Origin of the sequence: Burkholderia sp. Bp9099, assembly GCF_003857805.1 — a bacterium.
Classification (GTDB): Bacteria; Pseudomonadota; Gammaproteobacteria; order Burkholderiales; family Burkholderiaceae; genus Burkholderia.
Map to the genome: position 1 here is coordinate 128,162 of NZ_QTPU01000005.1, position 12,565 is coordinate 140,726.

Sequence of the window (12,565 nt, forward strand, 5' to 3'; positions counted from 1 at the left end):
ACTTGTCTACTTGAACAGCCGCTCGCACAGGAAGTCGACGAACACGCGCAGCTTCGGCGACAGCTGCCGGCTCGACGGCCACACGATCGAGAACTGCCCCGGCGCGATCCGGTAGTCGTCGAGCACCGTGACGAGCGCGCCCGTGTCCAGCGCGTCGCGCGCGAGGAAATCGGGCATGTAGCCGATGCCGAGCCCCGCCATCACCGCGCCGCGCAGCGCTTCCATGTTGTTGCAGGTCATCGCGGTGCGCAGCTTCAGCGGCGTGCCGTCGTCGGCGGCGAGCGCCCAGTCCTGCAGCTTGCCGGTGGTCGGGAAACAGTAGCGCACGCAATCGTGCGCTTCGAGATCGCGCGGCGCCCGCGGCGTGCCGGCCTGCGCGAGATACGCGGGCGTTGCGCACAGCACGAACGCGAACGGGCCGAGCCGCCGCGACATCAGGCTCGAATCCGACAGCGGGCCGCTGCGGATCACCGCGTCGAAGCCGCCTTCGACGACATCGACCATCCGGTCGTTGAAATCCAGGTCGAGCTCGACGTCCGGATAGCGCTGCCTGAATTCGGGTAGCACCGGCAGCAGGAACCGGTAGCCGATCACCGGCAGGCTCACGCGCAGCTTGCCGCGCGGGCGCTGCGCGGCGGCCGTCACGGTCGCCTCCGCATCGCGAAAATCCTCGAGGATCCGCTGGCAGCGTTCGTAGAAATGGCGCCCTTCGTCGGTCAGCGTGACGCGCCGCGTCGTGCGGTTGAACAGGCGCACGCCGAGCGACTGCTCGAGCCGCGCGATCGTCTTGCCGACGGCGGACGCCGAGATGCCGAGCGCGCGGCCGGCCGCGACGAAGCTGAGCGCTTCGGCGGTGCGGACGAAGGCGGCGATGCCGTTCAGGTTTTCCATCGACGTAGGCGGGCGAGCGGATGCGATGCGGTGAATTGAGGAATTTTAGTCCGTTATATACGGAGCAACGCATTGTTTTTCGGTGATTGAATCGAAATTATCCTTGATCGCGCTTGAGGCGCATCCGCGCCGGCTTTTCGAGGAGCAATGATGGATCACCCGTTTTCAGCCGATTCAGCCACATCGGCACGCCGGCGCGCGTGGGTGCTGGCCGCCGTCTGCATGGCCGCCGTCGCGCTGCCGCTGTCGTTTTCGGGCGGCGCGGTCGCGACGCCCGCGATCGGCCGCGACCTGCACGGCGGCCCGGTCGCGATGAACTGGATCACGAACGCGTTCATGCTCGCGTTCGGCAGTTTCCTGATGGCGGCGGGCGCGCTGGCCGACCAGTTCGGCCGCAAGCGCGTGTTCGCGATCGGCGTCGGCGGCTTCACGCTGATGTCGGTTGCGCTCGCGTTCGCGCCGTCGATGCTCGCGGTCGACCTGCTGCGCGGCGCGCAAGGGCTCGCGGCGGCCGCGGCGCTCGCGGGCGGCACGGCCGCGCTGGCGCAGGAGTTCGACGGCGCGGCGCGCACGCGTGCGTTCAGCCTGCTCGGCACGACCTTCGGCATCGGGCTCGCGTTCGGGCCGGTGCTCGCCGGCTCGCTGATCGCGCACGGTGGCTGGCGTGCGATCTTCGTCACGGGCGCGGCGGCCGGCACGCTGTCGCTCGGGTTCGGGCTGCCGCGCATGCACGAGTCGCGCGATCCGCACGCGACGGGGCTCGACTGGCCCGGCACCGCAGCGTTCACCGCCGCGCTCACGCTGTTCACGTTCGGCGTGATCGAGGCACCCGCGCGCGGCTGGACGCATCCGCTCGTCGTTGTGCTGCTGGCGGGCGCGGTGCTCGGCGCGTGCGCATTCGTCGCGATCGAGACGCGCGTCGCGCGGCCGATGCTCGACCTCTCGCTGTTCCGGATTCCGCGCTTCGTCGGCGTGCAGGTGCTGCCGGTGTCGACCTGCTGCTGTTACATCGTGCTGCTCGTCGTGCTGCCGCTGCGCTTCATCGGCATCGACGGTTTCAGCGAAATCGACGCGGGCTGGCTGATGCTCGCGATCTCCGCGCCGATGCTCGTCGTGCCGCTCGTCGCGGCGACGCTCACGCGCTGGCTGTCGGCCGGCGTGATCTCGGGGCTCGGGCTCCTGCTCGCGGCGGCGGGCCTCGTATGGCTGGGCGTCGCGCTGCGCGGCGGCGCGGGGCCGGCGGCGATCGCGCCGATGCTCGCGATCGGCGTCGGGGCCGGCATGCCGTGGGGGCTGATGGACGGGCTGTCGGTCAGCGTCGTGCCGAAGGAGCGCGCGGGGATGGCGACCGGGATCTTCAGCACGACGCGCGTTGCGGGCGAAGGGATCGCGTTAGCGATCGCCGGCGCGGTGCTGGCGACCCTCGCGCACGCCGATTTGCGGCAGGCGGCGACGGGAACATCCGACGCGACGCTGCGGGCGGCCGCGCGCCTCGCGACCGGCGATCTCGCCGGTGCGGCGGCCGGGTTGCCGGGCGTCGGTCGTGCGGCGCTGCTCGCGAGCTATGTGCATGCATTCGATCGGCTGCTGATCGGGCTCGCGGTCGTCACGGTGCTGTGTGCGGTGGTGGTGTTCGCGTTTCTCGGTGCACGGCCGGCAGTGGCGGAAGCGCGCGGCGATGACGGCGAACCGGCGCATACCGACGCGCGGGCGCGTCGCCGGACCGGACCGGCTTGCGTGGAAGCAAGCGGGCGGTGAGTGTGCGGTGAGCGGGGCGTCGTCGGGGGCGTGCAGGTCGACAATCGCGGACCGCGCGCCCGGGCATTTTGCGATGGCGCGAATCCGCGTACCGACGATCGGCCCCGCGCGCGAATGACCGTAGAGCGTTGCGTCGCCGGGCACACGCTCATCGGGAACGGCGCCGGCGCGCTCCTGCACCGACGACTCACCCGGCGCGTCACGTTTGCGCAAGCGGCCGCAGCGCCTCATCGGCCCATGCGCGCCCGCCTTGCCGCGACGGCGGCATGGTGCGGCGACTCACGCCAGCACGAGCGGCCGCAGCGCCTCACCGGCCCAGGCACGCGCGCCTTGCCGCAACGACGGCATGGTGCGGCGCCTCACGCCAGCACGAGCGGCGGCAATTCCGCATCGGCCCGCGCGTGCGCGCTTTCCACGTCAACGACCACATAACGCAGCGCATCCGGCCACAGTTGCGCGCGGCTTCCCGCCTCTTCGTCGATCGTCGCGCGCCCCTGCACGAGCCACGTCGTCTGCCGGACGAAATCGACGAACAGCAGCGCGATCGCCGGATTCACGAGCAGGTTGCCGATCGTGTTGAACAGGTTGTTGCCCGCGAAGTCGGGCAGCACGAGCGTGCGGCGATCGGGCAGGTCGACGAGCGGGGCGAACGAACCGTCCGCGCGCGGCTGCCGGCCGCGATACGAGCAGTCGGCGTCGCCCGCCGCGTTCGCGGTCGCGACGATCAGGAATGCCTGTTCATGGATGAACGCGACGACATCGTCGCTCAAGGGGCCCGGTTGGTTCATGGTTCGGTCGGCGCGTGGCCGATGCGTGCGGATTCGCGTTCCGCACGCAAGCGACATGCCATGCGGCGAGCGTGGCGCGCAGCGGTGCGTGCGCAGCTGCGCTGTGAAAAATCCGAACACCCGTCGTACCCGCTGTGCCGTCCCGGTGTTCAGAATCGGGACACTCGTGTTCGATGCGCCGGCATCGCCCCCGGCGGGCGCCCGGACGCACCGCTCCTGTTCCGTTTTCGCCCGGTTTGGCACGCATGTTGCGTAAACTGTGCAGCGCGATCCAACCGGCGCTGCATTCACACAAGCACGATGAACAGGAGACATGTATGAACCCGTTTGACCTGAAACAACTGGGCCTCGACGTCGAATACCCGTACCGTCAGCAGTACGACAACTACATCGGCGGCAAGTGGGTTCCGCCGGTGAAGGGCGAATATTTCGAGAACGTGTCGCCGATCAACGGCAAGCCGTTCTGCCGCGTGCCGCGCTCCGGCGCCGACGACATCGAGGTCGCACTCGATGCCGCGCACGCCGCGCGCCGCAAGTGGGGCAAGACGTCGGTCACCGAGCGCGCGAACCTGCTGCTCGCCGCCGCCGACCGGATGGAAAAGAACCTGAAGCTGCTCGCGGTGGCCGAGACGATCGACAACGGCAAGCCGCTGCGCGAGACGATGGCGGCCGACCTGCCGCTCGCGATCGACCACTTCCGCTATTTCGCGGGCTGCATCCGCGCGCAGGAAGGCGGCATCTCCGAGATCGACGACAACACCGTCGCGTATCACTTCCACGAGCCGCTCGGCGTCGTCGGCCAGATCATCCCGTGGAACTTCCCGCTGCTGATGGCCGCGTGGAAGCTCGCACCGGCGCTCGCGGCCGGCTGCTGCGTGGTGATGAAGCCGGCCGAGCAGACGCCCGCGTCGGTGCTGGTGCTGATGGAGCTGATCGGCGACCTGTTCCCGGCCGGCACGATCAACATCGTCAGCGGCTTCGGCAAGGAAGCGGGCGAGGCGCTCGCGACCAGCAAGCGGATCGCGAAGATCGCGTTCACCGGTTCCACGCCGGTCGGCAAGCACATCCTGCGCGCGGCGGCCGAGAGCCTGATCCCGTCGACGGTCGAACTGGGCGGCAAGAGCCCGAACATCTTCTTCGCCGACGTGCTCGACCAGGACGACGCGTTCCTCGACAAGGCGCTCGAAGGCCTCGCGATGTTCGCGCTCAACCAGGGCGAAGTGTGCACGTGCCCGTCGCGGATCCTGATCCAGGAATCGATCTACGAACGCTTCATCGAGAAGGCCGTCGCGCGCGTCGAGCGCATCAAGGGCGGCCACCCGCTCGACCTGCAGACGATGATCGGCGCGCAGGCGTCGCAGCAGCAGCTCGACAAGATCCTGTCGTACATCGACATCGGCCGCGACGAAGGCGCGCAATGCCTGACGGGCGGCGAGCGCACGGCACCGGCCGCCGACCTCGGCACGGGCTATTACGTGAAGCCGACGATGCTGTTCGGCAACAACAAGATGCGCGTGTTCCAGGAAGAGATCTTCGGGCCGGTCGCGTCGGTGATGACGTTCAAGGACGAGCAGGAGGCGATCGAACTCGCGAACGACACGTTCTACGGGCTCGGCGCGGGCGTGTGGACGCGCAACGGCACGCGTGCGTACCGGATGGGCCGCGAGGTCGAGGCCGGCCGCGTGTGGACCAACTGCTACCACCTGTACCCGGCGCACGCGGCGTTCGGCGGCTACAAGCAGTCCGGCATCGGCCGCGAGACGCACAAGATGGCGCTGTCGAACTATCAGCAGACGAAGTGCCTGCTGGTCAGCTACCAGGCCGAGGCGCTCGGGTTCTTCTGATCGCCGCAGCAGGGGGCGAAGTGCCGGGGCTGGCCGGGCGGCAGCGCAACGCTGCCCGGTACGGCGGCCGGTGCCGGACGGCGGCGACGCGTCCGGTGCCGGCTTGCCGTGGAGGGTGCGGCGGTCGGGCGCTGGCTGTCCAGCCTTCGGCCGTCGGGCGGCGTCCGCGGCGAGGTGGCAATGCGCTGGCGCCGGTTCGTCCGGCACTTCGCCGTTTTCGTGTTCCGACCTTCGATACGGGCGTCGGCATTCGCACCGGCCGGTGCGCGTTCGCGCCCGTATCGTGCCCGTATCGCACCCCGATGGCCCCGACGGAAACCAGCATGTCAGAACTGCCCGGATCCTATCCGCGTCACCCGGTGTTTCACGCGGGCGAGCTCGACGCGCATCACCGCTTCGGCGTCGCCGACGAAGCCGAGCGGATGAGCGACGTCGTGACGACGCGGCTGAGCATCGGTGTGCGCCAGTTCGTCGAATCGCAGCCGTTCATGTTCGTCGGCACGACGAGCGGCGGCCCGGCCCCGTCGCGCATGACCTGCGACATCGTGCAGGGCATGCGCGACGCGAACGGCGATCTATGGCCGGTCGTGCGCGTGATCGACACGAAGACGCTGCGCTTCGCGCTGCCGGCGCACGGCGGCCACCGGCTCGATGCGCTGGCGTGCGACGGCTGCGGCGTCGGGCTGCTGTTCATCGATTTCGTGCGCGGCATCCGCTACCGGATCAACGGCCGCGCGACGTTGCGCACCGATCTGCCGGAAGCGGACGCGGCGCCCTGGCCGGCGGACAGTCCGATCGTCGAACTGGCGGTCGCGCAGGCGTACGGCAACTGCGGCACGCGGGTCGTGCGGTTGCGGCCGGGCGCGTAGCGCGTCGCCGGGCGGGCGGCGGCACGCATGCCGCACCCGCGCGGTGCGCGGCATGCCGCCTCCGGGTGCGCCCGCATGGCGCGCATCGGCCGCACGGCGTTGAATGACGGGCTTGTCGCCGGACAACGCGGATCGGCACGGGACTTGCGTGTTGGACGTGGTCCCGGGCGGGTGAGGAGAACATGATGGGTCAACGAGTGGAGTGCATGGCCGAGCCGACGGCCGAGGACACGCGGTGCAGCGCACAGGGCGACGACGCGCTGGCCGGCCAGGCCGTGGTCAGCGTCGCGCACGACGCCGACGAGCAGGCGCGCAACCTGATCGGCTGGCGGCAGACCTACGACCAGCTCGCGGCCGGCCGCTTCGTCGGCACGCTGACCGAGCTGCCGCTCGACACGATGAAGCTGTTTCGCGAATCGACCAGCCACCTGCTGCGGCAGGCGTGCGAGGTGCGCGGCGACGCGTACTGGTTCGGCATCCCGCTGACGAGCGACGGCACCGCGCGGGTCGATGCGTGCCGCATCGGCCCCGGCGCGCTCGCGTTCCGGCCCGGCAACGTCGAATTCGAATTGCTGACACCCGCGCAGTTCTCGATCTACGGCGTGGTCGTGCGCGGCGACGTGCTGCGCCGCTACGCGGAGGAAGTCGAACACCGTGCGCTCGACGAGCGGCTGTTCGCGCAGCGCGTGATCCAGATCGGCGATATGCGGCTCGCGCGCCTGTGTGCGCTGCTCGGCGGCCGCCTCGACGGCGCGGCGGCCGCGGGTGGGCCGCTGCCCGACGCACAGCGCGACGACCTGCAGGCCGAGGTGCTGGCCGCGCTGTTCGACGCGTGTGCGCAACCGGCTGACGACGGCGCGGGCGGCGCCCCGTCGACACGGCGCTGGATCGTCGAGCAGGCGCGCGAGTACGTGCTCGCACACCGCACGCGCCCGGTCGGCGTGCCCGAGCTGTGCGAGCAGTTGCACGTGAGCCGGCGCACGCTGCAGTACTGTTTCCAGGACGTGCTCGGCATGGCGCCCGCGACCTATCTGCGCACGCTGCGGCTGAACGGCGCGCGGCGCGACCTGTGCGGGCGGGCGGCCGGTTCCGTGCAGGACGTCGCGGAGGCGTGGGGCTTCTGGCACCTGAGCCAGTTCGCGACCGACTATCGGCGGCTGTTCGGCAAGCGGCCGTCGGAGACGCTGCGCGAGCGGGCGGTGACGGTGGCGGCCGGGTGAGGCGGGCGGCGGCGCGCGGATGCCGCGGTGCGTCCGGTCATCCGGGCGACTCCCTTTTCTCCATCCCTATCCGGCGGTAGCCGCCGCTTCGCGCGGTGCAGGCCACGGCAAGGCATCCCAGTCGATCGCCCGGTAAGCGGCTTCGACCGCCGCGAGGTCGTTCGGCCGCTCGCTGCGATGCAGCCCGTGCAATGCGTCCGGCACATCGAGCGCGACCGGTACGCAGTGCGGATAGTCGCGCACGCGCAGCGCCGGGCCGATCGTCGTGAAACAGCCGAGCGTCGGCACGTCGAAACCGTCGGCGAGATGCAGCGCGGCCGTGTCGGGCGCGAACAGCACGCTCGCCCCGCTGACCCAGGCAATGAAGCGCGCGGTATCGGCCGCGTCGCGGCTCACGTCGACATAGGCCGGATGCGCGACGGGGCCGAAGCCGACCACCGGCAGCCCGTAACGCCGCGCGAGCCGCTCCACGAAAGCCGCGCGCAGCGCCGGCGGCACGCTGCGCACCGCGGTGCTCGCGCTCGGGCAGAACAGCACGTACGGCCGCCGCCATTCGGCCGGCAGGGCGGGCAGGGGCAGCCGCGCGAGCCAGCGATTGCGCTTCGCGGCGGCCGGCACCGTGGCCGGGTCCGTGCCGAGCGCGTCGAGGAAGAAGTCGATCATCGGCTGTCGCGCGAAAGCGGGCCAGTACAGGTGATTGCCGAGATCGATGCGCGGCGCGTGCGCGGGCAGTGCGTCGGCGGCGCACGGCAGCGTACGCGACGGCGCGACGACGTCGGCGGCGAGCGCATACAGCGCGTCGACGTAGCGCGGCGCGCGGGCCGGCCGGTAGAGCGTGAAGCGCAGGCCGGGATGCATCGCGCGCAGCGCGGCGAGCGCGGTCAGCCCGATCACCGAGTCGCCGAGCGCGACGCCCATTCCGTTGATCACGTACACGTCCGCCGTGCGGCCGTAGTCGAGCCGGAACGGCCGGTGGGCGGCGTGCAGCAGGCCGAGCGCCGGTGCGGCCGGCACGTGATCCTCCGCGGGGCCGCTGCCGTGCTCGAGGTCGTAGGGGGCGACGAGCGTGCCGTCGGGCGCGAGCAGCGTGCCCGGGTGCGTCAGCGCGTCGTCGCGCGACAGCGCGAGACCGGCCGGCGCGGCGCGCATTTCCATGGTCACGCGCCGCGTGCGCGGCGGCCCTGCTCGCGGATCTGCTCGAGCGTCGCGGCCGGCGTGCTGGCGTCCTGCGGGATGCGGATCTCGATCAGCGCCGGCAGCCCGCAGGTCAGTGCGCGCTCCAGTGCCGGCGCGAAGTCGGCGGTGCGCTCGACCGTCTCGCCATGCGCGCCGAACGCGCGCGCATACGCGGCGAAATCGGGGTTCGTGAGCCCGGTGCCGTGCACGCGCCCCGGATAGTTGCGCTCCTGATGCATGCGGATCGTGCCGAAATGCCCGTTGTTGACGACGATGGCGACGATGTTCAGCCCGTACTGCATCGCGGTCGCGAGTTCGTTGCCGGCCATCATGAAGCAGCCGTCGCCGGCGAGCGCGACGACGGCCCGCGACGGATACAGCGACTTCGCGGCGAGCGCGGCGGGCAGCCCGTAGCCCATCGCGCCGCTGGTCGGCGCGAGCTGCGAGCGAAAGTGCCGGTACGCGAAGTGGCGATGCAGCCAGATCGCGTAGTTGCCGGCGCCGTTGGTCAGGATCGCGTCGTGCGGCAGGCGCTCGCGCAACTGCACCATCACGTCGCCGAGCTGGACATCGCCGGGCATCGGCAGCGGCGCGTGCCATTCGCGGTACGCGCGGTGCGCGTCGGCGGCCGTGCCGGCCCACGCGGGGTGCGCCGGCGGTTCGAGCGCCGCGAGCGGCGCCGCGATTTCCGGCATCCCGGACACGATCGGCAGGTCGGCCGCATACACGCGGCCGAGCTCGTCCGCGCCCTGGTGCACGTGGATCAGTGTCTGGCGCGTCTTCGGGATGTCGAGCAGCGTGTAGCCGCCCGTCGTCGCTTCGCCGAGACGCGGGCCGAGCACCAGCAGCAGGTCGGCGTCGCGGATCCGCTTGGCGAGCGCGGGATTGATCCCGAGGCCGACGTCGCCCGCGTAGTTCGGGTGCGCGTTGTCGAAGATGTCCTGGAAGCGGAACGCGCACGCGACCGGCAGTTGCCAGCGCTCGACGAAGGTGCGCAGGTTCGCGCATGCGTCGGGCGTCCAGCCGCTGCCGCCGACGATCGCGAACGGCCGCTCGGCGCGCGCGAGCCGTTCGCGCAGCTCGTCGACCTGCGCGGCCGACGGCGACGCCGCGACGCGTTTCGCGGCCGGCACGACGGGCTGCGGCGCGCACGCGTCGGACAGCACGTCCTCGGGCAGCGCGAGCACGACCGGGCCGGGCCGGCCGGACGTCGCGACGTGGAAGGCATGGCTCAGGTATTCGGGAATGCGGCGCGGGTCGTCGATCTGCGCGACCCATTTCGCCATCTGGCCGAACATCCGGCGGTAGTCGATTTCCTGGAAGGCTTCGCGGTCGAGGTGCTCGCGCGCGCACTGGCCGACGAACAGGATCATCGGCGTCGAATCCTGGAACGCGGTGTGCACGCCGATCGACGCGTGGGTCGCGCCGGGCCCGCGCGTGACGAACGCGATGCCGGGGCGGCCGGTCAGCTTGCCGACCGCTTCCGCCATGTTCGCGGCCGCCGCTTCGTGGCGGCAGACGACCGTCTGGATCCGCGCGGTGTCGTCCGCCAGCGCATCGAGTACGGCGAGAAAGCTCTCGCCCGGCACGCAGAACACGCGTTCGACGTGATTGGCGAGCAACGCATCGACGAGCAGTCGCGCGCCGGTGGTGGCGCGCGGCTCGAGATCCTTGGAATGCGACATGGGCTGCCGTCTCCCTGGGTAGCGGGATGTACAGATTACGCCTGTTGTCGGGGCGCCGGCACGCTGGCCGGTGAAAAGTGTCGGAACGCGGGGAGCTCGGGGCGTGGATGTTGCACGCGACGTGCGGGTGTTTCGCCGCTTTGAAACGCTGGTCGGCTTTCTGCGCGACATCGGCATCAGCCGTTTCGATGTGGATGCGTCGGAGTTCGACCCGGATGCGGCCGGCCGGGCGACCCGGCCCGATCGGGCGGCCGCGATGAGGGCGGCACACGAGGCAGCGGCCCACGATCGCTGGTTTCGCGAGCAGGTGCAGCAGGCGCTGGACGATCCGCCTGCGTCGATTCCCGACGCGGAGGTGAGTGCCGACTTCGCGTCGCGCCGTGCGGCGCTGCGTGAACGGCTCGCGGGCAGGCGAGGGGATGCTTCTTGACCTTCGCGCTGCACTGGAATCCGAAGGCGTACGAGGATCGCGCCGCGATCATGGGCTACATCGGCGAGCACGACCCGCAGGCCGCAATCGAACTCGACGAACCGCTGGAACAAAGGGCCGCCACGTTGCCGGCCCGTGCAGAGCTGTATCGGCAAGGGCGAGTGGCCGGCACGCGCGAACTGGTGGTCGCGCCGAACCACGTGCTCGTGTATCGCATCAGACCGGCTGAGGGGATCGTCGAGATCCTCCGCGTGCTGCATGCGCGACGGCAGTGGCCGTGATGCCCGATATCCGCAAGTCGGCGTCGAGCGGCGGAAGAAGGATCATCTCGACAAGCTGATCGCCGCGCATGCGGTGTCGCTCGACGTCGCGCTCGTGACCAACAACGAGCGGGATTTCGTCAGCTATCCGGGATTGCGGCTGGAGAACTGGCTGAACGATTGATGGCGGTGATGGTGTCCGACGGTCATGCGGGATATCGATCCACCCGCATGACCGCCGGACCCTGCATCAGCACTCGACGATATTCACCGCCAGCCCGCCGCGCGACGTTTCCTTGTATTTCGTCTTCATGTCGGCGCCCGTCTCGCGCATCGTCTTGATCACCGAGTCGAGCGACACGTAGTGCGAGCCGTCGCCGCGCAGCGCCATGCGCGCCGCGTTGACCGCCTTCACCGACGCCATCGCGTTGCGCTCGATGCACGGGATCTGCACCATCCCGCCGACCGGGTCGCAGGTGAGGCCGAGGTTGTGCTCCATCCCGATCTCGGCCGCGTTCTCGACCTGGCGCGGCGTGCCGCCGAGCACGGCCGCGAGCGCGCCGGCCGCCATCGAGCACGCGACGCCCACTTCGCCCTGGCAGCCCACTTCCGCACCCGAAATCGACGCGTTGAGCTTGTACAGGATGCCGATCGCGGCGGCGGTCAGCAGGAAGTCGATCACGCCCTGTTCGTTCGCGCCCGGCGTGAAGCGCGTGTAGTAGTGCAGCACGGCCGGGATGATGCCGGCCGCGCCGTTGGTCGGCGCGGTGACGACGCGGCCGCCGGCCGCGTTTTCCTCGTTGACCGCGATCGCATACAGGTTGATCCAGTCGACCATCGACAGCGGATCCTGCAGCGCGCGCTCCGGATGGCCGGTCAGCGCACGATACAGCTGCGGCGCACGGCGCTTGACCTGGAACGGGCCGGGCAGGTTGCCGTCGGCTTCCGGGTTGCCGATCCCGCAGCCGCGCGACACGCACGACTGCATCACGGCCCAGATCTTCAGCAGCCCGTCGCGCGTCTCTTCCTCGGTGTGCCACGCGCGCTCGTTTTCCCACATCAGCTGCGCGATCGACTTGCCGGTCGACTCGGTCAGCGCGAGCAGCTCGGCGCCGGTGCGGAACGGATGCGTCATCTGCTCGGCCGCGCTCAGCACCTTCGTGTTCGGCGCACCGGCCGTCACGACGAAGCCGCCGCCGACGGACAGGTAGGTGCGCTCGACCAGCACGTCGCCGTTCGCGTCGGACGCGCGCAGCTTCATGCCGTTCGGGTGCTCGGGCAGCGCCTGCCGGTAGAACGCGATGTTCTCCTTCAGCACGAACGGCACCGGATGCGTGCCGAGCAGCGCGAGCTTCTTCGACTTGCGGACATCTTCCAGACGCGCGTCGATCGTCTCGGGATCGACGGTGTCGGGCGCGTCGCCGAGCAGGCCGAGCATCACGCCGCGGTCGGTGCCGTGGCCCTTGCCGGTCGCGCCGAGCGAGCCGTACAGCTCGACCTTCACACTGGCCGTCGCGTCGAGCATCCCGTCTCGCTCGAGGCCCTGCACGAACATCAGCGCCGCGCGCATCGGTCCGACCGTATGCGAACTGGACGGGCCGATGCCGATCTTGAAGAGGTCAAACACGCTGACTGCCATCTTGA

General features: G+C 70.4%; 10 protein-coding genes and 2 pseudogenes. 7 read left to right on the forward strand and 5 right to left on the reverse strand.

Annotated features, from left to right (window positions below; all coding sequences use genetic code 11):
- Positions 1-6 precede the first annotated feature (6 nt).
- Complete coding sequence (locus DIE17_RS07125) at positions 7-891, reverse strand: LysR family transcriptional regulator (protein WP_044848388.1); 885 nt, start codon at positions 889-891, stop codon at positions 7-9.
- A gap of 150 nt (positions 892-1,041) precedes the next feature.
- On the opposite strand from DIE17_RS07125, the gene DIE17_RS07130 reads away from it, so the two are divergent.
- The gene (locus DIE17_RS07130) at positions 1,042-2,649 is read left to right on the forward strand and encodes an MFS transporter (protein WP_124520459.1); all 1,608 of its coding nucleotides are present in this window, start codon (positions 1,042-1,044) and stop codon (positions 2,647-2,649) included.
- Between the two features lie 359 nt (positions 2,650-3,008).
- Here DIE17_RS07130 and DIE17_RS07135 read toward each other — a convergent pair whose 3' ends face one another.
- Positions 3,009-3,437: a pyridoxamine 5'-phosphate oxidase family protein gene (locus DIE17_RS07135; RefSeq protein WP_124486842.1), complete on the reverse strand. Its 429-nt coding sequence runs from the start codon at positions 3,435-3,437 to the stop codon at positions 3,009-3,011.
- Between the two features lie 317 nt (positions 3,438-3,754).
- On the opposite strand from DIE17_RS07135, the gene DIE17_RS07140 reads away from it, so the two are divergent.
- From DIE17_RS07140 to DIE17_RS07150, 3 genes are all read left to right on the forward strand, one after another.
- Complete coding sequence (locus DIE17_RS07140) at positions 3,755-5,281, forward strand: aldehyde dehydrogenase family protein (protein WP_124520460.1); 1,527 nt, start codon at positions 3,755-3,757, stop codon at positions 5,279-5,281.
- A gap of 323 nt (positions 5,282-5,604) precedes the next feature.
- On the forward strand, positions 5,605-6,150 hold the full coding sequence (locus DIE17_RS07145; RefSeq protein WP_124520461.1) for a hypothetical protein: 546 nt from the start codon (positions 5,605-5,607) through the stop codon (positions 6,148-6,150).
- Between the two features lie 185 nt (positions 6,151-6,335).
- Positions 6,336-7,370, forward strand: a complete 1,035-nt coding sequence (locus DIE17_RS07150) for a helix-turn-helix domain-containing protein (protein WP_044848383.1) — start codon at positions 6,336-6,338, stop codon at positions 7,368-7,370.
- Positions 7,371-7,436: 66 nt separating this feature from the next.
- On the opposite strand, the gene DIE17_RS07155 is transcribed toward DIE17_RS07150, so the two are convergent.
- Complete coding sequence (locus tag DIE17_RS07155) at positions 7,437-8,525, reverse strand: ADP-heptose--LPS heptosyltransferase (protein WP_124520462.1); 1,089 nt, start codon at positions 8,523-8,525, stop codon at positions 7,437-7,439.
- 2 nt (positions 8,526-8,527) lie between these two features.
- On the reverse strand, positions 8,528-10,231 hold the full coding sequence (locus DIE17_RS07160) for a thiamine pyrophosphate-binding protein (RefSeq protein WP_124520463.1): 1,704 nt from the start codon (positions 10,229-10,231) through the stop codon (positions 8,528-8,530).
- Between the two features lie 28 nt (positions 10,232-10,259).
- On the opposite strand from DIE17_RS07160, the pseudogene DIE17_RS07165 reads away from it, so the two are divergent.
- The 3 genes and pseudogenes from DIE17_RS07165 to DIE17_RS07175 all read left to right on the forward strand — a co-directional run.
- Positions 10,260-10,661, forward strand: a pseudogene (locus DIE17_RS07165) (hypothetical protein); the annotation flags it as partial.
- Positions 10,658-10,942, forward strand: coding sequence for a type II toxin-antitoxin system RelE/ParE family toxin (locus DIE17_RS07170; RefSeq protein ID WP_124520464.1), 285 nt, complete (start codon positions 10,658-10,660; stop codon positions 10,940-10,942). The pseudogene DIE17_RS07165 and the gene DIE17_RS07170, both read left to right, overlap by 4 nt.
- Before the next feature lie 31 nt (positions 10,943-10,973).
- Positions 10,974-11,105: pseudogene (locus DIE17_RS07175) on the forward strand (VapC toxin family PIN domain ribonuclease); the annotation flags it as partial.
- A gap of 66 nt (positions 11,106-11,171) precedes the next feature.
- Here the strand turns inward: DIE17_RS07175 and DIE17_RS07180 are convergent.
- Positions 11,172-12,560, reverse strand: coding sequence for an L-serine ammonia-lyase (locus tag DIE17_RS07180; RefSeq protein WP_124486848.1), 1,389 nt, complete (start codon positions 12,558-12,560; stop codon positions 11,172-11,174).
- Between the last annotated feature and the right edge of the window lie 5 nt (positions 12,561-12,565).